Raw genomic sequence first — 24,241 nt, 5'->3', positions numbered from 1 at the left:
TCATAAGCCGGCGCGTTGGCGGATGGCGCGCATATCCGCGACGAACGCCTGATAGTCCAATTGGCGCCGCTGCTCCGACGCCCGCAGGATGGCCGAGGGATGCGTGGTGACATAGCCCAGCCGCTCATCGAAGGTTTGGGGACCCCGCAGTTTGGCGACGCCGCCGGCCCGACCGGTGAGCGCGAGCAGCGCCGTGGCGCCGAGCGCGGCGACGAGGCCCGGCGCCACGATCCGCAATTCGCTTTCCAGCCACCAGCGGTAATGTTTAACTTCGCTCGCCAGCGGCGACTGGTGCAGGCGAATCCGGCCGCGCGGGACGAATTTGAAATGCTTGACCGCATTGGTGAGGTAACAGACGGAGCGGTCGATGCCGGCCTCCGCCAGCGCGCGGTCGAGCAACTGACCGGCCGGCCCCACGAAGGGACGGCCGACCAAATCCTCGCGGTCGCCGGGCTGCTCGCCGACGAAGGCGATGGGCGCATGGAGCGGTCCCTCGCCGAAGACGGCGCGCACGCCGCCGGAGACGAACGACCCCAACTCGGCGCCCTTGGCGTTGAGTTCTTCGAGCGAGGTCGGATCCGGCTCGAACAGCGTCATGGCTTCTCGACAATCAGGCCGACGTCGCCCACCCGCGACAGCACCGAAAAGGCGGCGGAGGATCCCGCGCGCAGGATTTTCACATCGAGCTTCCCGCCGGCGATGACCACGCCTTTCAGCACGAGTTCGTCCAAAAAATCCGGCAAGGCCGGACGGTCGAAGGTGACGCGGCCGCGCCCGACGTCGAAGCCGAGGCCCAGCGCCGCCTGCAGCAGCGCGAAGGGCGCCGCCGAGGCCCAGGCCTGCGGGGCGCAGGCGACCGGATAGGACACCGGCCCGAGGTTTCTCGCGCGCGGAAAGCCGCAGAACAACTCGGGAAGGCGGCGCAAGTCGAAAGTGATGGACGCGCGAAAGAGTCCCTCGAATATTCGCAGCGCCTCGGCCTTGAAGCCATAGCGCGCGAAGCCCATGGCGATCAGCGCGTTATCATGCGGCCAGACCGACCCGTTGTGATAGCTCATGGGATTGTAGCGGACCGCTTCCTCCGAAAGGGTGCGCACGCCCCAGCCGGAGAAGGAGGCGGTCGACATCAACGCGCTCACCACCGAGGCCGCGCGCTCCGGCCGCGCCACGCCGGTGAACAGCGCGTGGCCCGCGTTCGAGCTGCGCACCCGGCACGGCTTCTTGTCGCCGTCGAGCGCCAGCACGTAAGTCCCCAACGCCTCATCAAAAAACGCGGCGTCGAACCGGTCGCGCAACACGCCCGCGCGGGCTTCCTGCGCCGCCGCCTCTCGGTCCATTCCCAGCGCCCGCGCCAGCCGCGCGGCGCCGAGCCAGGCGGCGTAGACATAGGCCTGCACCTCGACCAGCGCGATGGGGCCGCGCGCGAGAGAGCCGTCTTCGTGCGAGATGCTGTCGTGACTGTCCTTCCAGCCCTGATTGGACAGGCCCTCGTCGGTCTGGCGATGATATTCGACGAAGCCGTCGCCATCGCGGTCGCCATGCACGGCGATCCAGTCGAGCGCCGCCTTCACCGAGGGCCAGAGCGCCTCCGCCGTCTGCAAATCGCCGGTGCGGTCGAAATGCGCCGCCGCCAGCATCACGAACAGCGGGGTGGAATCCACCGAGCCGTAATAGCGCCGGAACGGCACTTCGCCGAGTTCGGCCATTTCACCATAGCGAACTTCGTGCAGGATTTTGCCGGGCTCGGCGTCAGCGGCGGCGTCGAAAACCTTGGCCTGATTGGCGGCGAGATACAGCAGCACGCCGCGCGCAAGAGTCGGGTCCATCCACAGGGTTTCGAAGGCGGTGATCAGCGCATCGCGTCCGAAGGCGGTGCTGAACCACGGCACGCCCGCATAGGGATACGGGCCTTCCGGCGTGTCGGTGACGAGCACGGCGAGATCGCTCGACGCGCGTCGCAAGCCGTCGTTGAAATATTGGTTGGAGGACGTCGCCGAAGCGGCGCGCGCATTGCGCTCGCGCAGCGCCGCGCGCGCGCTGTGCAGCGCCGAACGGAAACCCAGCCGGGCCGAGCGGCCGGACTCCGCGGCATCGTTGAAGCGAACCTCGATGAACAGGCCAAGCGTCTCCCCCGCCGCCAGGGTGAGGGCGTAACGCGCGCGCTCTCCGGTCAATTCCGTCGGTTGCGGTTCGAACCGCAGCACCGTCCGGCGGGTCTGCCCGTCAAGGCCGGTATAGGCGAGCTGAACGCGATCTTCCCACACGCGCGGCTGATGGAATACGCCGCGGCGCGTGCGGCGCGCCCCGCGCACCTCGAACAGATCGGCGAAATCGGCGGCGAAATCGAAGGCGATCTCGATGTCGCGCGGGACCACATCGAAATTGTGCAAAGTCAGACTGTCGTGACAGGCCGCGCCGAACAAAAACCGCTGCCGTCGCAGATGAATGAGGCTATGGGCGAGGTCCTCGCCATCCCGGCCCGACAGATGCGGATTGGTCATGTCGCAGGTGAAGGTGGCGTTGTCCTCGCGCACCGTGGAGCTGAGCAGCAACGGCCGCACCCCGCACAGCGTGAGGAACAGCTTCGACAGGTGACGGGTGTCGCGATGGAACAGGCCGTGGGTGCCGCCGGTCCCCGGCGTCGCATCGCCATGCGCGTCGAACACGGCGAACGAATCCTCGTTCTTGAGCGCGCGCGGGGTGATTTCGATATGGGAGGTTTCCGCGGCGATCACGTAGTCGAGCGCCGCATCGACGCGCTCAGAGGACTGCATTCTGATGACCGTTGACCGCGATGATGCGTGGCGTCTTCGCCTGCGCCCGCATGCCCTGGTAAATCGCGACATAGTCGCTGGCCATGCGCGCCGCGGAAAAACGTCGCTCGAAGGTGCGACGGATGCGGGCGCGGTCGAGCGCGCCGACCTCGTCGACGCGGCGCACCGCCTCCTCGATGGAGTTCACGAGAAAGCCGGTGACGCCGTCCTCGATCACCTCGGGCACCGAGCCGTGGTCATAGGCGATCACCGGCGTGCCGCAGGCGAGCGCCTCGATCATCACCAGGCCGAACGGCTCGGGCCAGTCGATGGGGAACAGCAGCGCGCGCGCGCCGCCCAGGAACGCCGCTTTCTGGCGATCGTCGATTTCGCCGACGAACTCGACCTGAGGCGCGCCTTCGACCAGGGGGCGGATTTTCTGCTCCCAATAATCGACGTCGGCGGGATCGACCTTGGCCGCGATCTTCAGCGGCGCCCCGGCGCGCACGGCGATCTCGATGGCGCGATCCGGCCGTTTCTCCGGCGAGATGCGGCCGAGGAACGCCAGATAGCCATCGTCCCGCGGCGCATAACGCAGCAAATCGAGCGGCAGGCCGTGATGCACCGTGCCCGCCCAATTGGCGTCGGGGATCGGCCCCCTCTGGTGCTCGGAAATGGAGACGAGCCGGAAGTCGTCGAAGATTTCGTGCATGCGGGCGAGCAGCGGCAGATCGAGCCGGCCGTGCATGGTGGTGAGGCAGCGGGCGGAATGCTCCCGCAACAGGGGATAGTGCAGCAGATCGACATGGGCGTGAATGATGTCGAATTCGTCGGCGCGATTGCGCACCTCCTCCAGCATCAGCATGTGATAGGCGATGGGGTCCTTGGGGCCAGGCGCAAGACGCAGGCCGACGTCGCACATCGGTTGCAGATCGGCGCGGGTGCGCGAATCCGCGCTGGCGAACAGCGTCACGTCGTGTCCGGCGCGAACCAGTTCCTCGGTGAGGTAGGAAACGATCCGTTCGGTTCCACCATAGGCTTTCGGGGGCACGCTCTCCATGAGAGGCGCAATCTGGGCGATCCGCATGACAACTCCTGGCGCGGGCGAGAATTCAAGGCTTAAACGAAGGCTCTGGAATAAAACGCAGAAAAAGCTTTTAAGGTTTCGCCCATGGTGAAATTTCGAAGAAGGCGGGCGCGAGAGAGCTCGCGCCCGCAGCCGTTCAGGCCGCCTTCTTGTTGAGGTTGGTGTCGGCCAGCCGGGTGAGGAGCGCATCGGTCTCCTTCTCCTCCTTCAGCGTGGCCTCGAACAGCGGAACGGCGTCCTTGAGGCCGATCTGCTGCGCCCAGTTTTTCAACGTGCCATAGCGGGCGATTTCGTAATGCTCGACGGCCTGCGCCGACGACAACAATCCCGCGTCCAGCGCATCGGCGCCGGTGAACTCGTCGATGACTTCCTTGGCTTCGTCGAGAATGCCGACGATGGCGTGGCATTCCTTGCCGCGCGCGCCCTTGCCGATCATTTCGAACACCTGTTCGAGGCGCTCGATCTGGCCTTCCGTCTGCTCGCGATGGTGCTGGAACGCCTGGCGCAATTCCTCGGAATGCGCGGCCTTGGCCAGTTTCGGCAAGGCGCGCAGGATTTGCTTTTCGGCGTAGTAGATGTCCTTGAGCGTCTCGGTGAAGAGATCCTGAAGCTGTTTTTCCTGAGCCATGGAATGTCCCTTTCGCTGACCGCCGAAAAACCGGAAGCGGACGCCCCGGTTCCGACGCGATTTGACAAATTCGCCAGCGCGATCAACGCGCCGGCGGCGTGGCCGCGCCTTGGTCCACCTCGACGCTGGCGCGGATTTTCAGTTTGAGCTCCGCCAGTTCCGCTTCGGTCAGCTCCTCCGCGGCGACCGCGCGGTCGGTGGCCTGCTCGGTCGCGCGGACGAGCGCGTCGAGCTTCAGTTGGATGGCGGCGGTGTCGCGATTCTGCGACGTCTGAATCAGAAACACCATCATCAACGTCACGATGCTGCTGCTGGTGTTGATCACCAACTGCCAGGTGTCGCTGAACTTGAACAAGGGGCCGGAGATCGCCCAGGCCGCGATATAGACCACGACGACGCCAAAGGCGTTCGGATGGCCGCTCAACACGGCCATGCGGGCCGCGAAAGCCCGGAACCGCTCCGCGTAAACCGGCGGCCGGTCTCCGTGATCCGACTGGGGCGTCTCCGGCGGAGGGCTGGCGCGCATCCCGTTGCTCCCTGTCTGCTGCGCAGACGAGAACAGCGCGGGGCCGACAGTTGTTCCCGCGCTATTTTTCCGCGCGCGCGCTGAGGTCTTCGGCCTGCTTGAGATGGCGCTGCAATTGCGGCGTGGCCTGCTCCGCCCATTGCTTCAGATCGGCGTTCTCGCCGCCTTTGGCGTAGCGCTCGAACAGCGACACGGTGTCCTTGTGCCCGCTAGACTGGTCGTCGCGATAACGCCGGTCGAAGTCGGCGCCCTGCAGCGTCTTCAACTTGTCGAGCATGGATTGTTGCGACGCGCTCACACCTTGCGGAATGGTGACGTTGATGCTCTTGGCCTTCACCAGATCCTTCAGCTGGGCGCTCATCGCCTGATGGTCGGCGATCATCTGCGTCGCGAAAGTTTTCGAAGAGGCGTCGCCGCGCTCCAGCGCGAGCTGGCTCGACTGGATTTCGAATTCGCCGGAATGGGCCGCCTGTGTAACGAAATCCTGTGTCGTCGGCGCAATGCCGAGCGCGGAATTGACGCCGAGTTTCTCGCCCGCGCTTTGCGCAAAGGCGGCGCCGCCCATCAAGGCGAAAGCGGTGAGCATGGCGATTGTTCTCATGTGAATCTCCTAAAGGCATTTGCGCAAGAGCAACCAACAATCCATGTCCCGGTTCCCCGGCAATTTCGGCGGCGGAATTGGTTTTTCCATCTCTCGCCGGCGCGTTTGGACCGTGTCCGCAACGATTTGGCGCGCCCCGCGTTTTTTCGGCTCACGCTTCAAGCAAATCCGGAAAAGCCTCGATGCCGTCAGAGCTTGAGATCAAATTGCGCGTCGATCCCGCCGCGGCGTCACGCATGGCCGCCTTCGCCGCGCGTTACGCGAGCGGCTCCGAGACGACGCGATTGCACAGCACCTATTTCGACGACGGCAAGGGGAGCCTCGCGCGCCATGGCCTCGAACTGCGCGTCAGGCGTCAGGAAGCGCATCAGGAGGCGCAATTTGTCCAGACGGTGAAGTCCGGCGGCGGAGCGAGCCGGGGCGAATGGGAGACCAGGCTTGACGACGAGCGCCCGTCCATCGCCGCCGCCAGGGACACGCCGGCGAAATCCGCCCTGCGCGGCAAGGCGAAGCTGAAACCGCTATTCGTCGTCGACGTCGAACGGGCGATCTGGACTTTGCAGCGCGATGGCGCCGTGATCGAGCTGGCGCTCGACTGCGGCGAGATCGTCGCGGAGGGCGAGCGGGCGCCGATCAACGAGGCGGAGCTGGAGCTTAAGAGCGGCCCCCTCGCCGCCTTTCAAGCGATCGCGCGCGACGCGCTGGACGTGTCCGGCGCCTCGCCCTCCTTCGTCAGCAAGGGGGCGCGCGGCCGCCGCCTGCGGGCGCGGCGCGACGGCCGCGTCGAAACCGGGCTCGACCTGAATTTTGAGTCGGAGGCGACCTCCGCCGAGGCGTTCGCGGCTATTGTCGCGGCCTGCCTCAAACAGGAGTCGATCAACCATGAACTGCTGGACGCCGACCCCGCCCATGTCGAGGCGGTGCATGAAATGCGGGTCGCCGTGCGCAGGCTCCGCGCGGCCTTGTCGCTGTTCAAGCCGGCGATGCCGAGCGCGGAAGCCGGCCGGCTCGCCGCCGAATTGAAGTGGATGTCCGACGCGCTGGGCGAGGCCCGCGACCGCGACGTCTTCATCGACAAGCCGATGCGCCTGCTGCAGCGACGTCATCCCGACGTCGCCGGCGTCAACGCCTTGCGCGAGGACTTCGCGCGGCGGCGCGACGACGCCCATGCGCGGCTGATCGCGGCGGTGCGGTCGCCACGGTTCCGGCTGTTGCTGCTCGATCTGGCGATGGCGGCGGCTGCGCCAGGCGCGCTGTTCGAACGCCAGGCGGCCGACGCGCCGTTCGGCGCGCTCGCCGCGCAGGAGTTCGCGCGCCGGCTGAAGAAAGTGAGGCGGCGGAAGGCGGCTGACGTCATCGGCGGCTCTGACGAGCGCCATCGTCATCGGCTTCGCATCGCCATGAAGAAGCTGCGCTACATGATCGAATTCGCCCGGCCGCTGGCGCGGGCGAAAGACTTCGAGCGGATGTCGCAGGCGCTCAGGCGCGCGCAGAAATCCTTGGGCGTGATCCATGACGGCGTCGCCGCCGAACAGGCGCTGGCGCAGGCCGTCAACAGCAATCCGGAAGCCGATTTCATCTTCGCCGCCGGCATCTTGCGCGACGAACTGGCGCCGCCGCCCGGTTGCCGGCGCCTCGCGCTCGACGCCCATGCCGCGCTGCGCCGCACACGTCCGTTCTGGAAAGATTTCCGGCCGAGCGATCCTCCCGGCGCGCAGGCCGCTTGACCCGACAGCCTGAGACATCGCGCTGCGGCGGCTGTCGGAGCGCATAAAACTGATTTTCTTCGAGGTTCAGGCGGAGCCGGAATGATTCGACCGCCCATGGAACCGTTGCGGAGAGCGGGCGTTCGGTGCTGAAGGGCGAGACGCAATCATGGAGGGCGCGATGGCTAAAGCCTTGTTCCGCATCGTTCCCGACGGGGAGGAATGGCGGCTGGAGCATGAGGACCAGCGCGTCGCCTACATGACCAAGGAGGCCGCGTTCGAGGCGGCCGTTCTCGCGGCGCAGCGGGCCATGCGCGAGGCCTATGCCGTCCATATCAGCGTCGATCCCGCGCCCAACGCGCTTGTCGGCCGCGACCAGGGCTGACGCATCTTCTTCTCACATTCAGGAGCCTCCCATGGCGCAAGCATTCCGGCCCCTCGCCGTCGTCACCGGCGCGTCGAGTGGGATCGGCCTCGGCCTGGCGCGTTGTTGCGCCCAGGCGGGCCATGATCTGGTGATCGCCGCCGACAACGCCGAGATCGAGCAGGCGGGCCTTTCTCTGCGGGCGCTCGGCGGCGCCGTCGAGACCGTGCAGGCGGATCTCTCAACCAAGGACGGCGTCGAGTTGCTCTGCAACGCCGTAAGCTGGGGCGGCCGCACCCCCGAAATCCTGTGCGCCAACGCGGGCATCGGCCTCGGCGACGGATTTCTCGACCAGGACATCGCACGCGCGCTCCAAGTGGTGGACACCAACATCGCGGGAACGCTGAGGCTGGTGCATCGCGTCGGCCGCGACATGCGCGCGGCGGGCGCCGGGCGCATCCTGATCGTCGGCTCGATCGCGGGCTTCACGCCGGGGGCTTTCCAGGCGGTCTATAACGGAACCAAGGCGTTCCTCGATTCCTTCTCCTTCGCGCTGCGCGCGGAACTGGAGGGGTCGGGGATCAGCGTCACCTGCCTGATGCCGGGCGTCACCGACACCGAGTTTTTCGAGCGCGCCGGCCTGGAGGACACCAAGCTGGCCCAAGCGAAAAAGGATGACCCCGACGACGTCGCGCGCATCGGCTTCGACGCGATGATGCGCGGCGAGGGCGATGTGGTCAGCGGCTGGTCGAACAAGCTCAAGACGGCGCTGTCGCTGCTCACGCCGGCGGAGACATTGGCCCGCGCGCACCGGCGCGAGGCGGAGCCCGGCTCGGGGCGTTAGGCGTTAGGAGGCAGGCCATGCGACAGGCGAGCGAAAAGGAACGGCGCGACGCGCTGGAGGCGCAAAGCAAGCGGGAGAACCAGCAGCCCTATGCGACGGAACTGGACGACCGCGACCACGAGCAGGCGAAGACCAGCGAGTCGGCGCCGGAAAAACAGCGCCCCCGCGAGAAACCAAGGGCGCAGACATGAAAAAGGCGGCCTCGCGGCCGCCTTCCTTCATTCATGAGACGCGCGTCACTTCTTGATCGCATCCTTGACGGCGTCCTTGGCGTGGCCGGCGGCCTTCTGGGCCGAGCCCTTGGCTTCCTGGACCGCGCCCTTGGCTTCCAGTTCCTTGTCGTCGACGGCCTTGCCGACGCCCTGTTTGGCCTTGCCGGCGGCCTGATTGGCGACGCCCGAGATCTTGTCAGTGGTGGAGGACATGGGGAGCTCCCTGTTTGGATGATAGGTCGCGACGCCCTGCGGCGTCGGGCGGCCAAAACGTTGGCCGTATCGGCGCGCCCGTTAGCCGCGCCGCGTGGAATAAGGACGCTTGAGGATTGGTTTGGTTCCGCTTTTGGCTGCGGACACGCGAAGCTTTTGACGCCGGCGCCGGGAACAGGACGCGCCCCGCGCGCATTGATCGAACAATTGCATTGAATTGAATAGGAGGCGTCATGTCGGTGCGCACGATCATACTCATCGTCGTCATTCTGCTTCTGGTCGGCGCCTTGCCGACCTGGCCCTACAGCGCGGGCTGGGGCTACGGACCCAGCGGCGGCGTGGGCCTGCTGGTCGTCGTCCTGGTGATCCTGCTGCTGATGGGCAGGATTTAGGCGGCGGGCGCCGGCTCGCCCGTCCTGAAAAAAAGCGCCTGGCTGATAACCGCGCGCACCATGTCCTCGTCGAAGGGCTTGGCGATCAGAAAGGTCGGTTCGGGGCGTTGGCCGGTCAGGAGAAGTTCCGGATGCGCGGTGATGAAGACTACGGGAATATCGAAGGATTTCAGAATATCGTTCACCGCGTCCAGGCCCGAACTGCCATCGGCGAGATGCATGTCGGCCAACACCAGGCCGGGGCGGAGGGCATGAGCCATGTCCACCGCCTCGCTCCGTGTGCGCGGGTTGCCCACCACCTTGTGGCCGAGGCCGGCCACGAGATGTTCGAGATCCATCGCGATCAGCGGTTCGTCTTCGATGATCAGCGCGTCCGCCGGCACCTGGGCGCCAATTTCGCGGCCTGCCGTCTCGACCAGTTTCGAAAAGGCGGCGGGCGCGCATTCCAGCACCTGCGCCGCCTGGTCCGGCGAGAAACCCTCGACCGCCGTGAGCAGGAACGCCTGACGCGGCAGGGGCGTGATCTTGTCGAGCCGATGGTGCGGCGCTTCGAGATCGCGCGCGGCGTCGTAGGCGGTCGTCATGGCGTTCCACACCCGCGAAAAGGCGCGGTAGGTGGCGATCCGCGAGTCGCAATCGCCGTCAAACAGGCGCGGGTCTTCAACCAGCGCCTCGAGCATGGCCACGACATAGGCGTCGCCGCCGCCCTGGTTTCCGGCCAACGCGCGCGCGTAGCGCCGCAGATACGGCAGCTGCGGGGCGATCGTCGCGGCGAGCGTCATGGAAGGCTCCTGGAAAGCTCCAAGGATATTATCCGGTTATCGACGCCTGGATCGTCGATCGGGTTCCAAAACATTTTCGGGAACGCCGGCGCGGCTGCGGCGTTGAAAACGCAAGCGTGGCGAAGCCGAAGAGGATTTCGCCCGACAGGTTTTTCTCACGACGCGATGGACAAAATGCCAGACATCGAAAAGGACGCCAGCGCCGCGCTCGACCGTGAGCTGCAGGCCTATCTCGGGCGTCAGCTGCGGCGCCTGTTCAACCAAACCGCCGCGGAACCCATTCCGGACCGCTTCGCCGATTTGCTGGAGCGGCTGGATCGCGAGACGCCGCGTCCGGAGGCGCGCGTCCCCAGACAGGAGGCGCTCTGATGGAGGAAATTCAGCGGCCCGACCCGGGTTTCAAATCCGCCCTGCTCGCGGAAATTTCCCAACTGCGCTTCTTCGCGCTGTCGCTCACCGGCCATCATGACCGCGCCGACGATCTCGTGCAGGAGACCCTGATCAAGGCCTGGGCGGCGCAGCACCGGTTCACACCCGGCAGTTCGCTGCGGGCCTGGCTGTTCACCATCATGCGCAACACGTTCTATTCCGACTATCGGAAATTGCGCCGCGAGGTGCAGGACCGCGATGGCGATTCCGCCGCGCGGCTATTCGCCAATCCCGAACAGAACGGCCATCTCGACCTCGACGATCTGAAGATCGCCCTGGCGAAACTGCCGGAAGACCAGCGCGTCGCCGTGCTTCTGGTCGGCGCGTCCGGCTTGTCTTACGAGGAGGCGGCGCAAATCTGCGGCTGCGCGCTCGGCACGATCAAGAGCCGGGTCAACCGCGCCCGCCAAAAGCTGATGGCGCATCTCGCCATCGAATCCGCCGCGGAATTCGGCGGCGAGTTTCTCGCCATCGCCGGTTCGGGGGGATCGGCGTCCGGCGAAGCGGCCTGACAGACGGCGCCGCGTCGGGGAACCAAGCCATGCCTCTCACGTTTGCTGATCGCTTCTCAAAACGGAGTTTCGCGCATGGGCATTGACATCAGGGGCGAGAAAGACGAACTGGCCGCCACTCTCAACGACGCCGTGCGCGCCATCCGCGCCGCGCTGGCGGAATTTTCCGACGCCGCCGCCACGCGCAAGACCGAGGCGACCGAAGCGGTGCGGAAAGCGGGAAGCCGCGCCGCCGATCAGGCCGGCGCGCTCGCATCGGACGCGCGCGCATCCGCCGACCGCGGCGTGCAGAGGCTGTCCGATTCGGTCGTCGCCAATCCGCTCGCCGCTTTGGCGATCGCCGCCGGAATCGGCTTCATCCTGGCCCATCTGACGCGAGCGGAGCGCTGAACGCGTGGGTCTCGCCACGGTCGCGCGCGTCCAGCCCGAAACGAAGGGTGACGCGACATCCCGATGACGAGACGTCGAAGACGATCTCGCCCTGCACATTCTGCGCGAGCGCGCGCAAAATCTTTGAGCCGAGACCGGTTCCCTTGGCCTTGGCGGCGGGATCGAAGCCGACGCCATCGTCCTCGACGCAGAGAATTGCGTCGTCGCCCTCCCGCTTCACCACGATGCGAATCTCGCCGGCGCCGTCGGGATAAGCGTATTTGAACGCGTTGGTGACGAGCTCTCCGACGATGACGCCAAGCGAAACCGCCTTATCCGTGGTGACGGTGATCGGCTCGACCTGAACCTTGAGACGATGCGGCCGCTCCTGATCGGTCAGCGTGGTGAGGAGATCGTCCGCCAAAGCTTCAAGATAGTCCTTGAGCGCGACCAGGCCGACGCGGTTGTGCATGTAAAGCCGGCGATGCACGCCGCCGACGGCGTTGATGCGCGCCTGGGTCTCCTGCAACGCCTGAACGGCGACGGGATCGCGCACGGCGGCGGCCTGCATCCGCACCAGCGCGGCGATCAGGCCAAGGCTGTTGGCGATGCGATGGTTGACTTCGTGCAGCAGCATTTCCGCGCGGTCGCGCGCTTCGCGCACCGCCCTTTGCTGCTCGTCGCGAATGCGCTTCAGCCGCCAGCGTTCATAGACATGCTCGATGGCGGCGATCAACAGTTCGAAAAACTCCTCGCCGCCGTCCTTCACCACATATTCGTCGGCGCCGGATTTCAAGGCGTTGACCGCCGTGCGCGCGTCGGAATCGCCGGTGACATAGACGATCGGCGGCCGGGCGTCGCGGGGGCCGAGACGCGCCATGATGTCGAAGCCGGTTTCGCCCACCAGCGTATGGTCGAGGGCGATGACGTCGACTCCGCCCGCCTTGACCCGCGCCATCGCGTCGTCGCCGCTATCGGTGACCATGGCCTTGTGGCCGCGTTGCGTCAGGCGCCGACACACCAGAGCGGCGAGGGCCGGATCGTCATCCACAAAGAGGACGCGCAAGTCGGAGCGGTATTCGGAGCCAAAGGGCATGCTAATCGAGGTCCGGAACCTGGATGACAGAAAGGAAAAGGCCTAGCTGACGGATGGCGTTAGCGAAATTATCATAATTCAGGGGCTTGGTTATATAGACATTCGCGCCCCGCTCGTAACATTTTTCTATTTCCCGCTTATCGTCCGTCGTCGTCAGCACGATCACAGGCGACAGACGCGTGGCCTCGTTCAATTTGAGTGCGGTCAGGATTTCGACGCCGGTCATGTCGGGGAGATTGAGATCGAGCAAGATCAGGCAGGGCGCGCGCGACCCGCGCCGCGCGTCGAACAGGTAATCCAGCGCCGCGGCGCCGGTGGCGAAGACGACAATCTCGTTGGAGACGCCGGCGCGGCGAATGTTCTTTTCGATCAATCGCGCATGGCCCTCGTCGTCCTCGACCATCACGATCGAAACGGCGCGGTTGCGGTCAGGCATCCTCTCTCCTTTCGTAAAAAAGATCGCGCGAATCTATCGCAAGCAGGTCTTGTTAGCGAGCGGCTCTCGTTCGCGCGCAAGCCGCGCCTGCCTCGAGAACCGGGCCGGGCGAATCGCCTCATGCCGCGCCGAGCACCTGCATCACCAGCGAGATGAGGAAGAACACCAGGAAAACCCCGAAGATGATCCGCGCGACGCCGGCGGCGGCCGAGGCGAGCCCTGTGAATCCCAGGGCGCCGGCGATCACCGCGACCACCAGGAATACAAGCGTCCAGTAGAGCATCGCCGCGCCTCCTTAACCGACGCAAATCGCCGGTGATTCGGCAACCGCGCATCTGCGCGGCGGTTCCGTTCTTCCCGGAATGGCGCGAAAAATTTGACGCGCGGGAACGCATGCGGCGTTCGCGGATTACTTTTGCAGAGTCCAGTTCAAGGGAGCTTTGAATGGCGAATGTTGAAATTCTCGGGGCCAAGCCGCGGGTCGAATCGATTCAGTCCGGCATCGATCCCGCCGCGCGCGAGCGCATCGCGGACAGCCTCGGCGAAATCCTCAGCGCCACCTACAGCCTGCTGGTGAAGACCCATGTTCATCATTGGAACGTGGTGGGTCCGCTGTTCCACTCGCTGCATGAGATGCTCGAGGAGCAATATGGCGAGTTGTTCCAGGCGACGGACCTGTTCGCGGAGCGCATCCGCGCGCTCGGCTTCTCCACCCCGGTTCCGTCGATTTCCGTGCAGCCCGCCGCGCGCGAAATGGTCGCCGAGGAGATCGTCCAGGATTTGATCGCCGACCATGAGGCGACGGTTCGGACAATGCGCCAGGCCGCGCTGACCGCCGAAGACCAGAAGGACATCGTGACCCATGACATGCTGGTGGGTCGCATGGAATGGCACGAAAAAATCATCTGGATGCTGCGCGCCGTCATCACCAAGTAGAGAGGAGGACGACCATGGGACGCGGACTATTGCTGTGGCTGATCGGCGTGCCGATCCCCGTGATCATTCTGATCGCGCTGCTGTATCGCTGACACAAGCGAAAGCCGGACGAGGCGCCGCCGCAGGGCGGCGCCTTTTACGCGCGCGAACGCCAGCGATCTAATTGGTCGAGGGCCCGCGTGAGCGTATCCTGCCGCTTGGCGAAGCAAAAGCGGACGTAGCCGCGCAGATCGCGTTTTTCGTAAAAGGCTGAGAGCGGAATGGCGGCGACGCCGGCCTCTTGCGTCATGCGGCGACAGAAGGCGAGATCGTCGTCCGCGCCGTCGAAGGCGGCGACATCGGCCACGGCGAAATAGGTCGCCGTCGCCGGGCGCGCGACGAAGCCGATCCGGTTAAGCCCGTCCGTCAGCAGATCGCGGCGGCGTTGCAGCGCCTGTTTCAGGCCGCTGAAATAGCTCTCCGGCAACCCCAGTCCGACGGCGGCCGCCGCTTGCAACGCCGGCGGCGTGGTGAAGGTGACGAACTGGTGCGCGCGGGCGATCGGGCCGAGCAGTTTAGCCTCGGCCATGACATAGCCGACCTTCCAGCCGGTGACCGAAAAGCTCTTGCCGGCCGAGCCGATGCGGGCGACGCGGTCGCGCACCTCCGGCAGCGCGAACAGGCTCGTATGGCGGGCGCCGTCGAACACCAGATGCTCATAAACCTCGTCGCAAATGGCGACGAGATCGTGTCGCAACATCAGGTCGGCGAGGAAGCGCAGTTCGTCTTGGTCGAATACCTTGCCGATCGGGTTCATCGGCGTGTTGACGACAAGGGCGCGGGTGCGCGGCGTGATCGCCGCCGCGACGCGCTCGAACGGCAGACGCCAGTCCGGCGGCGACAGTTGGACGGGGACGGGGACCGCGCCGGCGCGCCGAATGATCGGCGCGTAGGAATCATAAACCGGCTCGAACACGATGACTTCGTCGCCGGGGTTGAGCAGTCCGAAAAAGCAATCCGCCAGCGCCTCGGTGGCGCCCGACGTGACCATCACATTGTCCGCATCGGCGTCGAGGCCGAAGAAGCGGCGGGCGTTTTCGGCGACGGCGCGCCGCAAGGCCGGCAGGCCCATCATCGGCGGATATTGGTGCGGCCCGGCCTGCAACGCTTGGACCGCCGCCTCGATCAATTCCGGCGGCTCCAATCCTTCGGGAAAACCCTGGCCGAGATTGATCGCGTTGGTTTCGCGCGCGAGGCCCGACACGATCTCGAAGATCGACGTCTGGACCTCGGCGAAAGTGGAATTGGCCATGATGTTTTCAGAAAAACCTATGTCTTCAGGAAGGTGACGTGGCCCATCTTGCGGCCGGGCCGCGCTTCGCTCTTGCCGTAGATGTGCAGGCAGGCGCCGCGCTGGCGCAGCAGGTCGCGCCAGCTGTCGATGTCGTCGCCGATCAGGTTGCGCATCACCACAGGTCCGTGGGCGCGGGTCGCACCGAGCGGGAAGCCGCAGACCGCGCGAATGTGCTGCTCGAACTGCGAGGTGACCGCGCCATCGAGCGTCCAGTGGCCGGAATTGTGGACGCGCGGCGCGATCTCGTTGACCAGCAGGCCGAGCCCGTCCGGTCCGTCCACGACGAACATCTCCACCGCGAGCACGCCGACATAATCGAGCGCCTCGGCGATCCGCTTCGTCATGTCGGCGGCGCGGCGCGCGAGATCCTCGGGAATGTGGGCGGGGACGGTGGTCGTGTCGAGAATGTGGTTGTCGTGGACGTTCTCGCCGACGTCCCAGGCCAGGAACTCGCCGTCAAGGCCGCGCGCCGCCACCACGGACACTTCCGCCTTGAACGGCACGAAACCCTCGAGAATCGACAGCTGTCCGCCGAGCGAACGGAAGCTCACGGCAAGGTCGGACCCTTCCTTCAGCAGGGTCTGGCCCTTGCCGTCGTAACCGAACCGCCGCGTCTTCAGGATCGACGGCCGGCCGATGCGGGCCACGGCGCGGGCGAGCGCGCCCGGATCGTCCACGCGCGCATAAGCCGCGACCCCAATGCCGAGGCCGGAAACGAAATCCTTCTCCACCAGCCGGTCCTGAGTCAGGGCCAGGACGCGCGGCGAAGGCCGCACCGGCTTGATCTTGTTTAAGAACTCCGCGGTGGCGGCGGGAATGTTCTCGAATTCATAGGTCACGACGTCGACGCCCGCCGCGAAACGCGCCAGCGCCGACTCGTCGTCATAGGGGGCGACGGTGGCCTTGGCCGCGACCTCGATGGCCGGCTCGCCCTCGCCGGACGTGTAGACATGACAGGACAGGCCCAGCCGCGCGGCGGCGAGCGCCAGCATCCGGCCCAACTGGCCTCCGCCGACAATCCCGATCCGCGCCCCGGGCGCCAGCGCCCGTTCGTCGCTCATGACAAGGCTCCGCGGTCGAAGGCCCATTCAATCATGCGGCCGCTCCGCCACGTCTTCGGTCTGGCGCGCGCGAAAAGCGTCGAGCCGTTTGGCCAGAGCCGGATCGTTCAGCGCGAGGATCGCGGCGGCGAGCAAACCAGCGTTGATCGCCCCGGCCTTGCCGATCGCCAGCGTGCCGACGGGGACGCCGCCGGGCATCTGCACGATGGACAACAGCGAATCCTGGCCCGACAGCGCCTTGGATTCGACGGGAACCCCGAGAACGGGCAGCGGCGTCATGGCGGCGGTCATGCCCGGCAGATGCGCGGCGCCGCCGGCGCCGGCGATGATCACCTTGAAGCCGGCGTCGCGCGCGCCCTTGGCGAAACTCACCAGGCGATCCGGCGTCCGATGGGCCGAGACAATCCGCACGTCCGCTGAAACATCGAGGGCTTCCAGGGTTTGCGCGGCATGACGCATGGTGGCCCAGTCGGACTGGCTACCCATGATGATGGCGACGGGGCTGTTCTGGTTCGACACTGAAATCGGTTCCGGAAAAAAGCGAAGCCGTCGTCCTATAGCGCCGCGTCGAGAAGGAAAAGCAAAATCTGGCCCTGGAGCCGGTTCTGCGTCTATTCTATCCGAACCAAAGGGCCGCGTCAGCCTGAACCGCGCGACGCGCCCGGGCTGTTCAGGCGATGATGTCCGGGGTCAGCGAGTCTTCCAGGAAGGTGATCCGGTCGCGCAAGACCAGCTTGCGTTTTTTCAAACGCTGCAACTGCAGCCTGTCATAGGCGCCGACGGCGGTCAGCGCCTCGATGGCGGCGTCGAGATCGCGGTGCTCCTCACGCAAACGCTCGAGTTCGGCAGTAAATTCGGCCCGTTCCTCGTCGCTCATGTCTTTGGTCATAGACCGATCTGCCGCCCATTTCCGCACGCCCGCCGCGCGGCGCGGATTATGGCCGCACGCGCCGTCAAGAGCAAGGCGAAGATTGCGGCTTTCGGCGCTCCGCTCAAGCTCGGCCTATTCGCTTGAACGTGACCGTGAATTACCGCTTGCAGTCGGTGACGGGCGTGTCACTATTCTGTCGTCAAAAACTCGATAGGAGTTGTGCATGTCCATGCAAGCCCATCTCGCAGAACTCGAACGCCGCCATCAGGCGCTGCAACGGGACATCGAGAAGGAAGAGGCTCTCCCCGGATCGGACGAACTGAAATTGCACGAACTCAAGCGACGCAAGCTTCTGCTCAAGGACGAAATCTCCAAACTGAAGACCGGCAAGGTCGAAGCCGCGGTCAGCTGAACCGACCCGTCTGGCGATTTGAATCCCCGTCCTTGCGGCGGGGATTTTCTTTTGGGCGTTCCTCCGGCCCGGCCGCGCCCGCCCCCGCCGGAGCCGCGCCCGCCAAATGGCCATTAGCCTAAGGGTTGAGCAGCCAATTCTGGACTTCTCTCGCGCGCCGTCGCACTTTCCGCGCGACACATTGCGCCGGAAATCGGCCAAAAAGGAGAAGAACCCCATGGCGAGCCAGTATCGCGAAGTCTACCGATCCTGGAAGGAAAATCCGCTCGATTTTTGGGCGGAGGCCGCCAAACAGGTGGACTGGATCAAGCCGCCGCAAACCGTGTTCGACCCCGAGGCGGGGGTTTACGGCCGCTGGTTCCCCGATGGCACGCTGAACACCTGCTACAATGCGCTCGACCGCCATGTGAAGAACGGCCGCGCAGATCAGGCGGCGCTGATCTATGACAGCCCGGTCGCGGGCATCAAGCGCACCTACACTTACGCGGAAATGCTGGCCGAGGCCAACGCCGTCGCCGCCGTTCTCAAGGATTTCGGCGTCGCCAAGGGCGACCGCGTGCTGGTCTACATGCCGATGATTCCGGAAGCCGTGATCGGCGTGCTGGCCTGCGCCCGCATCGGGGCGATTCATTCGGTGGTGTTCGGCGGTTTCGCCGCCAAGGAGCTGGCCACCCGCATCAACGATTCCGAACCCAAGGTGATTCTCACCGCGTCCTGCGGCATCGAGCCGAACCGGGTGGTGAAATACAAGCCGCTGCTCGACGAGGCGATCAGCCTCGCCGCCGTCAAGCCGGAGAAGGTGCTGCAGTTGCAGCGGCCGCAGCAGCCGGGAGATCTGATCCCGGGCCGCGATTTCGACTGGTCGACGCTGGTGACCGCGGCGCTGGCCGAGCGCCGCACCGTCGCGCCTGAGGAGATGAAGGCCACCGACCCGCTCTACATCCTGTACACCTCCGGGACGACCGGCGTTCCCAAGGGCGTGGTGCGCGACAACGGCGGCCATGCCGTCGCGATGATGTGGACCATGAAGAACCTCTACGGCATCGAGCCGGGCGAGGTTCTATGGGCCGCATCCGACGTGGGCTGGGTGGTCGGCCATTCCTACATTCTCTATGGCCAGTTGCTCTATGGCGCGACCACCGTGGTCTATGAGGGCAAGCCGGTCGGCACGCCCGACGCCGGCGCGTTCTGGCGCATGATCGAGGAATACAAGATTGCGGCTCTGTTCACCGCGCCCACGGCGTTCCGCGCCGTGCGCAAGGAAGACCCGAACGCCGAACTGCTGCAGAAGTACAATGTGAAGTCCATGCGCACTCTGTTCCTGGCCGGCGAGCGCGCCGACCCCGAGACGGTGGCCTGGGCCGAGAAGATCCTGGGCGTGCCGGTGATCGACCATTGGTGGCAGACCGAAACCGGCTGGGCCATCGCCGGCAATCCGGTCGGCCTCGGCGCTCTGCCGGTCAAGCACGGCTCGCCGACCGTCGCCATGCCGGGCTATGACATCCAGATCGTCGATGAGGCCGCCCATCCCGTGCCCCCGGGAAAAATGGGGTCGATCGTGGTCAAGCTCCCGCTGCCTCCGGGCAATCTGCCGACCCTGTGGAACCAGGACGCGCGGATGAAGGAGAGCTATCTCACCGACTTCCCTGGCTTCTACAAGACCGCGGACGCCGGCTTCATCGATGAGGACGGCTATATCTACATCATGGGCCGCACCGACGACATCATCAATGTCGCGGGACACCGCCTCTCGACCGGCGGCATGGAGGAGGTGCTGGCCTCCCATCCCGATGTGGCGGAATGCGCGGTGATCGGCATGAAGGATCGGCTCAAGGGCGAACAGCCCTGCGGCTTCATCGTGCTGAAATCCGGCGTCACCCGCTCGCCGCTCGAAATCGAGCAGGAAATCGTCAAGCTGGTGCGCGACAAGATCGGGCCGGTCGCGGCCTTCAAGATCGCCATCACCGTGAACCGGCTGCCCAAGACGCGTTCGGGCAAGATCCTGCGCGGCACGATGAAGAAAATCGCCGACCACGACCCTTGGACCATGCCGGCCACCATCGAAGATCCCGCCATCATTGACGAGATCATGGCGGCGCTGGAAAACAAGGGCGTCTGAAGAGAACGGCGCGCGCCCCGAGGGGCGCGCGCCGCTTTGCGCAAAATGTTGAAAGCCGGATCGCCTAGCGATGGCCGCCCACGCCGGCGAAGCCGCCGCCGCCGCCGCCAGGCCCACCGCCGCCAGGAGCGCCGCCACCACCGGGAGCGCCGCCCCCGCCGCCGGGACCGCCGCTAAATCCGCCGCCACCGGGGCCGCCGCCGAAACCACCGCCGCCACGGCCGCCAAATCCGCCGCCGCCCCCTGCGTTGACGGGCGCGGCCTGCACGCCGCCGCCCCGGAAGCCGCCGGCGCCGTGGAAACCGCCGCCCACGCCCGCGAAACCGCCCTCGCCCCGGCCGCCGAACCGCCCGCCCGGGCCTGAGTTGATGGTGGTGATGGGCGCGCCGGCGCCCGCCGTCACCCCGCCGTCACGGAAGCCGCGACCGGGCGCTCCGGCGAATCCGCGCCCGTCGCCAAAGCCCCGGCCATGGCGCCTGTCCCAGCCGCGACCGCCATAATAACCGCCGCCATAATAGCCGCCGCTATAGAAGCCCACGCCAATGCCGGGCCCCCAGCCGGAGCCGTAATAGCTGTAACCGGGACCGTAATCCGACCAGCCATAGTCGTTATAGGCGTAGTCGTTATAATAGCCGCCGGAAGGATAGCCGGAGCTGACGCCAACCACGCCGCTGGGCGGAAGCGTGGCGACGGAAACGCCGCCGCCGCCGAAGGCGATCAGCGTGCTCGACACATATCCAGCTCCGCCATTGGCGCTCACGCGGCACCAGGAGCCGCGACACCGGCCGACATCAATGGCGGCGCCGGCGAGAACGATGCCGACGACCGGGCTCGCCACGCTCGGCCCGCTGCGCAGGTTGGCGTTGGTGGTGATCACGGCCGGGCGCGCCGATACGCTCGCGCTGGTCGTGGCCAGCAATGCGCCGGCTAGTGCTGCGGCGGATGTGAATCGCATCTTGTATCTCCCAAGAAATACGGGGGCTGCGCTGACGCGCACCGCGCCCTCGCTTTGGATGAGAACGCCCGCCATTTTCGATGGTTCCGCGCGCAAATGTTCGAAGAAGCGCGCGATTCGCGTGGGATAGGCCGCCAAATCGGCAAAACGGACGTCCCGGCGCGTTGCGCGATTGTTAACCCCGCCCCGGCATCATCCCGTTCCGCTGGGGAAACAACCGTGCCGTCATCGCAAGACTCTTTCGTGGACTCGACGCCCACAAGCTGGCGCGCGGCCCTTCGCTCCGGCGCTTTTCTCACGCCGGCGCGATGCCGCGCCTATGCGTGGATCCTGATCGCTTTCGGCTTCACCATGATCCTGGCGCTGCTCGCAACCGCGCATGGAAATGTGGGATTCGACGGCCAGCCGCTCGGGACCGATTTCAGCCAGGTTTATGTCGCCGGCCTGTCCGTTCATGAAGGCGCGCCGGCCCTCGCCTATGACAACGCCGCGCACGCCGCCCATCAAAAAGCCGTGTTCGGACCGGCCACGCCGTTTTATCCCTGGGGCTATCCGCCCTTGTTCCTGGTGGTGGCGGCGCTGCTGGCGTTTTTGCCATATCTCGGCGCGCTCGTTTTGTGGCAGGGCCTCGGCCTTGCGGCCTATCTCGCCGTGCTTCGCGCCATTTGGCCGCAGGGACAGGGACCCGTGCTGATGGCGGGGCTCGCCTTTCCGGCCGTCGCCATCAATCTCATGCATGGCCAGAATGGTTTGGCCACGGCCGCCGCCATGGGCGCCGGGGCGCTGTTGCTGCCGACGCGCCCCCTCGTTGCGGGCGTATGCTTCGGCCTTGTCGCCTACAAGCCGCAATTCGGGCTGCTCGTCCCGCTGGCGCTGCTCGCCGCGCGGAACTGGCGCGCGCTGCTGGCGGCGACCGCGACCGTTCTCGTCGAATGCGCCGGCGCGACGGCGCTGTTCGGCCTGGACGTCTGGCGCGCCTTTCTGGGATCGCTGGCTTTCTCGCGCGAGGCGGTGATCGAGCAGGGCGGCGCGGGCTGGGCGAAGATGCAGAGCGTGTTCGCCGCGATCCGGGCGCTGGGCGGCGCGGTTCCCCTCGCCTATGCCGGGCAGACGGCGGCCGCGCTGGTCTGCGCCGCGGTGGTGGTCTGGCTTTACGCGCGGCGGGCCGACCCCCGGCTGGCCGGCGCCGCCTTGCTGACCGGCGCGCTGCTCTCGACGCCCTATTGCATGGATTACGACATGCTGGCGATTGCGCCGGCGCTGGCGCTGCTCGCCGCCGTCGTGATGGAGCGCGGCGCCCTGCCCTATGAGAAATCCATCATGGCGCTGGCCTTCGTCGCGCCGCTGCTGGCGCGGCCGCTCGGCTCCGCCGCGCCGATTCCGCTGGGCGCGCTGTCGATGGCGGCGCTGCTGGCGGCGATCGCCCGGCGCGCGGCGCGGACCGGCGGGGCGGCCTGAGGGCGACATTTCGGCGCTCCTGCGCACGCGAAAGCCGCCTATCGGCGGCGGCCGGCTTGGCGTATGTTCGGCCGCATGAGGAGCGCGTCATGCAAATTCATCTCGTTTTGACCGTGATTGGCCCCGACCGGCCGGGTCTGGTGAGCGCGGTGTCCGACACCATCGCCGCCGGCGGCGGCAATTGGCTCGACACGCGCATGGCGAGCCTGTCCGGCCAGTTCGCCGGCATGATTCTGGTCGCGGTCGCGGCCGACAAGGCCGACGCGCTGGCCGCTTCGCTGCGCGACCTCGAAGCCTACGGCTTGCGCCTGGTGATCCAGCGCACCGACGAACAGGCGCCGATCGGAGGGCGGGCGGCGCGGCTTGAGCTGATCGGCCTCGACCGGCCCGGCATCATCCGCGACATTTCCCATGTTCTCGCCGCACAGCATGTCAGCATCGCCGAACTCGAGAGCGAGTTGGTGAGCGGGGCCTTTTCCGGCGAGGCGATGTTCAAGGCCACCGCCCGTCTGCTGCTGCCGGACGGCCTTGCGATCGACGATCTCCGCCAGTCGCTCGAAGCGCTCGCCAGCGAGCTGATGGTCGATCTGACGCTGGATCAGGCGGCGGAGCTGGTCGCCTGCTGAGACCGGCGCGGCGCCATTTTTACGGGCGTTTAACCATAGGCGACAAGTCATCCTCAAGCATAACCCGCGTTAAGCCTTTGATCAGCGCGCCGCGTCTAAAGTCGGCTTCCTCGTTCAGGAAGGGGAACCATGACCTCCGGCACGCTCGTTTCTCTCGATCTGGCGCCGCAGATCTGCGCAGCCATCGCCCGTCGCGGCCAAATTCTGCCCGATGACGTCGGCATCCTGTCGCACTTGCCCAAACCTGACAGCGCCCTGACGGAAAGTGAAGTGGAGGCGCTCGGCGCCTTGGCGCGCGCGCGTCTGCCCGCCTGTCCGGATTGGGGCAAATTCTTCGCCGACAAGGTCGGCGCCTGGTATCTCGACGGCTTCGCCAGCCGCGCCCCCAGCCTGGATCAGGCGCGCTGGCTGATCGACTATCTCGGCGGCGAAGGCTCCGATCTCACCACGGCGCAATTCCGCCTGCTGATGCAGGTGCTGGAAAATCTTGAGAGCTGCCCGGACGAATTGCTCGCTTTCGCCCGCGCCTGTCTGGTCCGCGCCATGGGCGCCGAAATCGAATCGCGGCGCGCCCGGGTTGGAAAAGCCTAGGACTCCGACAGGATCCGCGCCACCAGCGCGTCGAGACGCGGCGCGGTTTCCGCCGCGCGGCCATGCAGCACGTGGTCGAAAAAATCTTCGGGAATGGCCGGCTCGGAGGCGAGATTCGACAGGATGGTGACCGCCCGGCTGTGGCGCGCGATGCCGGCGATCGGCAACACATTGCCGGAGGTGCCGATGATCACCAGCAGGTCGTCATGACTCAGCGAATCCAGCCGCTCCCATAATTTCTGGTAAAGCGGCGCCTTTTCGTTGAAGAACACCACATCCGGCTTGACCTCATGCAGGCCGCCGCAATGCGGGCAGCGATCCCGGGCCGGCTCGAAGGCCTGGTAGCCCCATTCCCATTCCGTCTCGCAGGCCAGGCAGCGCAGCGCCGTCAGCCGGCCGTGAACATGAAGCACGTTACGGGCGCCGGCGCGCTCGAACAGATCGTCGACATTCTGCGTGATCAGCTCGGCGCCGTATTTTTTTTGCCACTCGGCCGCCATTTTATGCGCGGCGTTGGGCTCGACATCGGCCAATTCCATGCGGCGCTTCGAATAGAATTCGTGCACCAACTCGAAATTCTCCTCCCAGACGTCGAAATTGCAGACGACATCGGGATCGTACCGCGCCCAAAGACTCTGGCCTCCCGAAGATCTGAACGTATCGAGGCCGGAATCGGCGGAAATGCCGCTGCCGGTCAAAAGAACAAATTGCCGCATTCGCGAGCCTCTAATTTTCTCCCGATTCTACTCCGCCCAATACGGAAACTCCATGACACCGCGCGCCCGGCCCCGCTTTTTTCCCCAAGGCCGCCGCCCGGCGCGAAACCGGGCGCGGCCTGCGGCAAGTCGCCTCAATGGAAGCGATTGCCGTCCCCGGCGCTTTGTCGCAAACTGAGGCTTATCGTTGCGTCGCATGAATGGCGGGAGGCG

The 24,241-nt window shown here is 66.0% G+C and carries 31 protein-coding genes; 14 read left to right on the top strand and 17 right to left on the bottom strand.

What is annotated here, in order from left to right; all coding sequences use genetic code 11:
* The 6 genes from CFB24_RS13355 to CFB24_RS13330 form a co-directional block, all read right to left on the bottom strand.
* On the bottom strand, nucleotides 1-597 hold the full coding sequence (locus CFB24_RS13355) for a UdgX family uracil-DNA binding protein (protein WP_088521123.1): 597 nt from the start codon (nucleotides 595-597) through the stop codon (nucleotides 1-3).
* Complete coding sequence (locus CFB24_RS13350; protein WP_088521122.1) at nucleotides 594-2,774, bottom strand: amylo-alpha-1,6-glucosidase; 2,181 nt, start codon at nucleotides 2,772-2,774, stop codon at nucleotides 594-596. The genes CFB24_RS13355 and CFB24_RS13350 overlap by 4 nt, the downstream gene beginning before the upstream one ends.
* Nucleotides 2,761-3,840, bottom strand: coding sequence for a glycosyltransferase family 4 protein (locus CFB24_RS13345; RefSeq protein ID WP_088521121.1), 1,080 nt, complete (start codon nucleotides 3,838-3,840; stop codon nucleotides 2,761-2,763). The genes CFB24_RS13350 and CFB24_RS13345 overlap by 14 nt, the downstream gene beginning before the upstream one ends.
* Before the next feature lie 136 nt (nucleotides 3,841-3,976).
* Nucleotides 3,977-4,468: a YciE/YciF ferroxidase family protein gene (locus CFB24_RS13340; protein ID WP_088521120.1), complete on the bottom strand. Its 492-nt coding sequence runs from the start codon at nucleotides 4,466-4,468 to the stop codon at nucleotides 3,977-3,979.
* An 82-nt stretch (nucleotides 4,469-4,550) separates the two neighbouring features.
* The gene (locus tag CFB24_RS13335; RefSeq protein WP_088521119.1) at nucleotides 4,551-4,994 is read right to left on the bottom strand and encodes a low affinity iron permease family protein; all 444 of its coding nucleotides are present in this window, start codon (nucleotides 4,992-4,994) and stop codon (nucleotides 4,551-4,553) included.
* A 61-nt stretch (nucleotides 4,995-5,055) separates the two neighbouring features.
* A complete protein-coding gene (locus CFB24_RS13330) occupies nucleotides 5,056-5,595 on the bottom strand; it encodes a DUF4142 domain-containing protein (protein ID WP_088521118.1) in 540 nt (179 codons plus the stop codon).
* Between the two features lie 182 nt (nucleotides 5,596-5,777).
* On the opposite strand from CFB24_RS13330, the gene CFB24_RS13325 reads away from it, so the two are divergent.
* From CFB24_RS13325 to CFB24_RS23090, 4 genes are all read left to right on the top strand, one after another.
* On the top strand, nucleotides 5,778-7,322 hold the full coding sequence (locus CFB24_RS13325; protein ID WP_088521117.1) for a CYTH and CHAD domain-containing protein: 1,545 nt from the start codon (nucleotides 5,778-5,780) through the stop codon (nucleotides 7,320-7,322).
* A 160-nt stretch (nucleotides 7,323-7,482) separates the two neighbouring features.
* A complete protein-coding gene (locus CFB24_RS13320) occupies nucleotides 7,483-7,686 on the top strand; it encodes a hypothetical protein (RefSeq protein WP_088521233.1) in 204 nt (67 codons plus the stop codon).
* A gap of 31 nt (nucleotides 7,687-7,717) precedes the next feature.
* The gene (locus CFB24_RS13315; protein WP_088521116.1) at nucleotides 7,718-8,509 is read left to right on the top strand and encodes an SDR family NAD(P)-dependent oxidoreductase; all 792 of its coding nucleotides are present in this window, start codon (nucleotides 7,718-7,720) and stop codon (nucleotides 8,507-8,509) included.
* Between the two features lie 17 nt (nucleotides 8,510-8,526).
* A complete protein-coding gene (locus tag CFB24_RS23090) occupies nucleotides 8,527-8,700 on the top strand; it encodes a hypothetical protein (RefSeq protein ID WP_158255217.1) in 174 nt (57 codons plus the stop codon).
* A gap of 45 nt (nucleotides 8,701-8,745) precedes the next feature.
* On the opposite strand, the gene CFB24_RS13310 is transcribed toward CFB24_RS23090, so the two are convergent.
* Nucleotides 8,746-8,934 (bottom strand): CsbD family protein, encoded by a 189-nt coding sequence (locus tag CFB24_RS13310; protein ID WP_088521115.1) that lies wholly within the window; start codon nucleotides 8,932-8,934, stop codon nucleotides 8,746-8,748.
* A 233-nt stretch (nucleotides 8,935-9,167) separates the two neighbouring features.
* On the opposite strand from CFB24_RS13310, the gene CFB24_RS13305 reads away from it, so the two are divergent.
* Nucleotides 9,168-9,326 (top strand): DUF3309 family protein, encoded by a 159-nt coding sequence (locus CFB24_RS13305; protein ID WP_088521114.1) that lies wholly within the window; start codon nucleotides 9,168-9,170, stop codon nucleotides 9,324-9,326.
* On the opposite strand, the gene CFB24_RS13300 is transcribed toward CFB24_RS13305, so the two are convergent.
* Entirely contained in the window at nucleotides 9,323-10,108 is a 786-nt protein-coding gene (locus tag CFB24_RS13300) for a response regulator (RefSeq protein WP_088521113.1), read from the bottom strand. The genes CFB24_RS13305 and CFB24_RS13300 overlap by 4 nt on opposite strands.
* Before the next feature lie 174 nt (nucleotides 10,109-10,282).
* Here CFB24_RS13300 and CFB24_RS13295 point away from each other — a divergent pair, with 174 nt between their 5' ends.
* The 3 genes from CFB24_RS13295 (at nucleotide 10,283) to CFB24_RS13285 (ending at nucleotide 11,439) form a co-directional block, all read left to right on the top strand.
* Nucleotides 10,283-10,477 (top strand): NepR family anti-sigma factor, encoded by a 195-nt coding sequence (locus tag CFB24_RS13295; RefSeq protein ID WP_141098440.1) that lies wholly within the window; start codon nucleotides 10,283-10,285, stop codon nucleotides 10,475-10,477.
* Nucleotides 10,477-11,049 (top strand): sigma-70 family RNA polymerase sigma factor, encoded by a 573-nt coding sequence (locus tag CFB24_RS13290; RefSeq protein ID WP_088521111.1) that lies wholly within the window; start codon nucleotides 10,477-10,479, stop codon nucleotides 11,047-11,049. Before CFB24_RS13295 ends, CFB24_RS13290 begins: the two co-directional genes overlap by 1 nt.
* A 75-nt stretch (nucleotides 11,050-11,124) precedes the next feature.
* A complete protein-coding gene (locus tag CFB24_RS13285; protein ID WP_088521110.1) occupies nucleotides 11,125-11,439 on the top strand; it encodes a hypothetical protein in 315 nt (104 codons plus the stop codon).
* Here the strand turns inward: CFB24_RS13285 and CFB24_RS13280 are convergent.
* From CFB24_RS13280 to CFB24_RS13270, 3 genes are all read right to left on the bottom strand, one after another.
* Complete coding sequence (locus CFB24_RS13280; protein ID WP_088521109.1) at nucleotides 11,405-12,514, bottom strand: sensor histidine kinase; 1,110 nt, start codon at nucleotides 12,512-12,514, stop codon at nucleotides 11,405-11,407. The genes CFB24_RS13285 and CFB24_RS13280 overlap by 35 nt on opposite strands.
* Before the next feature lies 1 nt (nucleotide 12,515).
* On the bottom strand, nucleotides 12,516-12,950 hold the full coding sequence (locus CFB24_RS13275) for a response regulator (protein WP_088521108.1): 435 nt from the start codon (nucleotides 12,948-12,950) through the stop codon (nucleotides 12,516-12,518).
* A gap of 118 nt (nucleotides 12,951-13,068) precedes the next feature.
* Complete coding sequence (locus CFB24_RS13270) at nucleotides 13,069-13,233, bottom strand: DUF1328 domain-containing protein (RefSeq protein ID WP_088521107.1); 165 nt, start codon at nucleotides 13,231-13,233, stop codon at nucleotides 13,069-13,071.
* 161 nt (nucleotides 13,234-13,394) lie between these two features.
* On the opposite strand from CFB24_RS13270, the gene CFB24_RS13265 reads away from it, so the two are divergent.
* Complete coding sequence (locus CFB24_RS13265) at nucleotides 13,395-13,886, top strand: Dps family protein (RefSeq protein WP_088521106.1); 492 nt, start codon at nucleotides 13,395-13,397, stop codon at nucleotides 13,884-13,886.
* Between the two features lie 136 nt (nucleotides 13,887-14,022).
* Here CFB24_RS13265 and CFB24_RS13260 read toward each other — a convergent pair whose 3' ends face one another.
* From CFB24_RS13260 to CFB24_RS13245, 4 genes are all read right to left on the bottom strand, one after another.
* Nucleotides 14,023-15,177 carry an aminotransferase gene (locus CFB24_RS13260; RefSeq protein ID WP_088521105.1) on the bottom strand — a complete coding sequence of 385 codons (1,155 nt, stop codon included), beginning with the start codon at nucleotides 15,175-15,177 and terminating at the stop codon, nucleotides 14,023-14,025.
* Nucleotides 15,178-15,194: 17 nt separating this feature from the next.
* Nucleotides 15,195-16,280 (bottom strand): 5-(carboxyamino)imidazole ribonucleotide synthase, encoded by a 1,086-nt coding sequence (locus CFB24_RS13255; protein ID WP_088521104.1) that lies wholly within the window; start codon nucleotides 16,278-16,280, stop codon nucleotides 15,195-15,197.
* 27 nt (nucleotides 16,281-16,307) lie between these two features.
* Nucleotides 16,308-16,766, bottom strand: a complete 459-nt coding sequence (gene purE / locus CFB24_RS13250; protein ID WP_088521232.1) for a 5-(carboxyamino)imidazole ribonucleotide mutase — start codon at nucleotides 16,764-16,766, stop codon at nucleotides 16,308-16,310.
* A gap of 184 nt (nucleotides 16,767-16,950) precedes the next feature.
* The gene (locus CFB24_RS13245) at nucleotides 16,951-17,169 is read right to left on the bottom strand and encodes a YdcH family protein (RefSeq protein WP_088521103.1); all 219 of its coding nucleotides are present in this window, start codon (nucleotides 17,167-17,169) and stop codon (nucleotides 16,951-16,953) included.
* 205 nt (nucleotides 17,170-17,374) lie between these two features.
* Here CFB24_RS13245 and CFB24_RS13240 point away from each other — a divergent pair, with 205 nt between their 5' ends.
* Nucleotides 17,375-17,563: a YdcH family protein gene (locus tag CFB24_RS13240; RefSeq protein ID WP_088521102.1), complete on the top strand. Its 189-nt coding sequence runs from the start codon at nucleotides 17,375-17,377 to the stop codon at nucleotides 17,561-17,563.
* A gap of 217 nt (nucleotides 17,564-17,780) precedes the next feature.
* Nucleotides 17,781-19,682 carry a propionyl-CoA synthetase gene (locus tag CFB24_RS13235; protein ID WP_088521231.1) on the top strand — a complete coding sequence of 634 codons (1,902 nt, stop codon included), beginning with the start codon at nucleotides 17,781-17,783 and terminating at the stop codon, nucleotides 19,680-19,682.
* A 64-nt stretch (nucleotides 19,683-19,746) separates the two neighbouring features.
* Here the strand turns inward: CFB24_RS13235 and CFB24_RS13230 are convergent, their stop codons facing one another.
* Nucleotides 19,747-20,637, bottom strand: a complete 891-nt coding sequence (locus CFB24_RS13230; RefSeq protein ID WP_176440443.1) for an SH3 domain-containing protein — start codon at nucleotides 20,635-20,637, stop codon at nucleotides 19,747-19,749.
* Nucleotides 20,638-20,856: 219 nt separating this feature from the next.
* On the opposite strand from CFB24_RS13230, the gene CFB24_RS13225 reads away from it, so the two are divergent.
* The 3 genes from CFB24_RS13225 to CFB24_RS13215 all read left to right on the top strand — a co-directional run bounded on the left by CFB24_RS13225 (nucleotide 20,857) and on the right by CFB24_RS13215 (nucleotide 23,312).
* Complete coding sequence (locus CFB24_RS13225; RefSeq protein ID WP_158255300.1) at nucleotides 20,857-22,095, top strand: glycosyltransferase family 87 protein; 1,239 nt, start codon at nucleotides 20,857-20,859, stop codon at nucleotides 22,093-22,095.
* 89 nt (nucleotides 22,096-22,184) lie between these two features.
* On the top strand, nucleotides 22,185-22,721 hold the full coding sequence (locus tag CFB24_RS13220) for a glycine cleavage system transcriptional repressor (RefSeq protein WP_088521099.1): 537 nt from the start codon (nucleotides 22,185-22,187) through the stop codon (nucleotides 22,719-22,721).
* A 129-nt stretch (nucleotides 22,722-22,850) separates the two neighbouring features.
* On the top strand, nucleotides 22,851-23,312 hold the full coding sequence (locus CFB24_RS13215) for a hypothetical protein (RefSeq protein ID WP_088521098.1): 462 nt from the start codon (nucleotides 22,851-22,853) through the stop codon (nucleotides 23,310-23,312).
* On the opposite strand, the gene CFB24_RS13210 is transcribed toward CFB24_RS13215, so the two are convergent.
* Nucleotides 23,309-24,028: an SIR2 family NAD-dependent protein deacylase gene (locus CFB24_RS13210; protein ID WP_088521097.1), complete on the bottom strand. Its 720-nt coding sequence runs from the start codon at nucleotides 24,026-24,028 to the stop codon at nucleotides 23,309-23,311. The genes CFB24_RS13215 and CFB24_RS13210 overlap by 4 nt on opposite strands.
* Nucleotides 24,029-24,241: the final 213 nt, after the last annotated feature.

The organism is Rhodoblastus acidophilus (assembly GCF_900187365.1).
Taxonomy (GTDB): domain Bacteria; phylum Pseudomonadota; class Alphaproteobacteria; order Rhizobiales; family Beijerinckiaceae; genus Rhodoblastus; species Rhodoblastus acidophilus.
Note: the sequence above shows the minus strand (reverse complement) of the source record. Positions and strands in the feature narration are given on the sequence as shown.

Bases quoted from the DNA above. Each gene is read 5' to 3' on its own strand.
- CFB24_RS13220 (WP_088521099.1), top strand. From the start codon at position 22,185: ATGCAAATTCATCTCGTTTTGACCGTGATTGGCCCCGACCGGCCGGGT.
- CFB24_RS13355 (WP_088521123.1), bottom strand. From the start codon at position 597: ATGACGCTGTTCGAGCCGGATCCGACCTCGCTCGAAGAACTCAACGCC.
- CFB24_RS13260 (WP_088521105.1), bottom strand. From the start codon at position 15,177: ATGGCCAATTCCACTTTCGCCGAGGTCCAGACGTCGATCTTCGAGATC.
- CFB24_RS13290 (WP_088521111.1), top strand. From the start codon at position 10,477: ATGGAGGAAATTCAGCGGCCCGACCCGGGTTTCAAATCCGCCCTGCTC.
- CFB24_RS13210 (WP_088521097.1), bottom strand. From the start codon at position 24,028: ATGCGGCAATTTGTTCTTTTGACCGGCAGCGGCATTTCCGCCGATTCC.
- CFB24_RS13310 (WP_088521115.1), bottom strand. From the start codon at position 8,934: ATGTCCTCCACCACTGACAAGATCTCGGGCGTCGCCAATCAGGCCGCC.
- CFB24_RS13295 (WP_141098440.1), top strand. From the start codon at position 10,283: ATGCCAGACATCGAAAAGGACGCCAGCGCCGCGCTCGACCGTGAGCTG.
- CFB24_RS13325 (WP_088521117.1), top strand. From the start codon at position 5,778: ATGCCGTCAGAGCTTGAGATCAAATTGCGCGTCGATCCCGCCGCGGCG.
- CFB24_RS13230 (WP_176440443.1), bottom strand. From the start codon at position 20,637: ATGCGATTCACATCCGCCGCAGCACTAGCCGGCGCATTGCTGGCCACG.
- CFB24_RS13265 (WP_088521106.1), top strand. From the start codon at position 13,395: ATGGCGAATGTTGAAATTCTCGGGGCCAAGCCGCGGGTCGAATCGATT.
- CFB24_RS13275 (WP_088521108.1), bottom strand. From the start codon at position 12,950: ATGCCTGACCGCAACCGCGCCGTTTCGATCGTGATGGTCGAGGACGAC.
- CFB24_RS13305 (WP_088521114.1), top strand. From the start codon at position 9,168: ATGTCGGTGCGCACGATCATACTCATCGTCGTCATTCTGCTTCTGGTC.
- CFB24_RS13270 (WP_088521107.1), bottom strand. From the start codon at position 13,233: ATGCTCTACTGGACGCTTGTATTCCTGGTGGTCGCGGTGATCGCCGGC.
- CFB24_RS13340 (WP_088521120.1), bottom strand. From the start codon at position 4,468: ATGGCTCAGGAAAAACAGCTTCAGGATCTCTTCACCGAGACGCTCAAG.
- CFB24_RS13240 (WP_088521102.1), top strand. From the start codon at position 17,375: ATGTCCATGCAAGCCCATCTCGCAGAACTCGAACGCCGCCATCAGGCG.
- CFB24_RS13300 (WP_088521113.1), bottom strand. From the start codon at position 10,108: ATGACGCTCGCCGCGACGATCGCCCCGCAGCTGCCGTATCTGCGGCGC.
- CFB24_RS13330 (WP_088521118.1), bottom strand. From the start codon at position 5,595: ATGAGAACAATCGCCATGCTCACCGCTTTCGCCTTGATGGGCGGCGCC.
- CFB24_RS13255 (WP_088521104.1), bottom strand. From the start codon at position 16,280: ATGAGCGACGAACGGGCGCTGGCGCCCGGGGCGCGGATCGGGATTGTC.
- CFB24_RS13285 (WP_088521110.1), top strand. From the start codon at position 11,125: ATGGGCATTGACATCAGGGGCGAGAAAGACGAACTGGCCGCCACTCTC.
- CFB24_RS13350 (WP_088521122.1), bottom strand. From the start codon at position 2,774: ATGCAGTCCTCTGAGCGCGTCGATGCGGCGCTCGACTACGTGATCGCC.
- CFB24_RS13245 (WP_088521103.1), bottom strand. From the start codon at position 17,169: ATGACCAAAGACATGAGCGACGAGGAACGGGCCGAATTTACTGCCGAA.
- CFB24_RS13345 (WP_088521121.1), bottom strand. From the start codon at position 3,840: ATGCGGATCGCCCAGATTGCGCCTCTCATGGAGAGCGTGCCCCCGAAA.
- CFB24_RS13315 (WP_088521116.1), top strand. From the start codon at position 7,718: ATGGCGCAAGCATTCCGGCCCCTCGCCGTCGTCACCGGCGCGTCGAGT.
- CFB24_RS13235 (WP_088521231.1), top strand. From the start codon at position 17,781: ATGGCGAGCCAGTATCGCGAAGTCTACCGATCCTGGAAGGAAAATCCG.
- CFB24_RS13320 (WP_088521233.1), top strand. From the start codon at position 7,483: ATGGCTAAAGCCTTGTTCCGCATCGTTCCCGACGGGGAGGAATGGCGG.
- CFB24_RS13280 (WP_088521109.1), bottom strand. From the start codon at position 12,514: ATGCCCTTTGGCTCCGAATACCGCTCCGACTTGCGCGTCCTCTTTGTG.
- CFB24_RS13335 (WP_088521119.1), bottom strand. From the start codon at position 4,994: ATGCGCGCCAGCCCTCCGCCGGAGACGCCCCAGTCGGATCACGGAGAC.
- purE (WP_088521232.1), bottom strand. From the start codon at position 16,766: ATGGGTAGCCAGTCCGACTGGGCCACCATGCGTCATGCCGCGCAAACC.
- CFB24_RS13215 (WP_088521098.1), top strand. From the start codon at position 22,851: ATGACCTCCGGCACGCTCGTTTCTCTCGATCTGGCGCCGCAGATCTGC.
- CFB24_RS23090 (WP_158255217.1), top strand. From the start codon at position 8,527: ATGCGACAGGCGAGCGAAAAGGAACGGCGCGACGCGCTGGAGGCGCAA.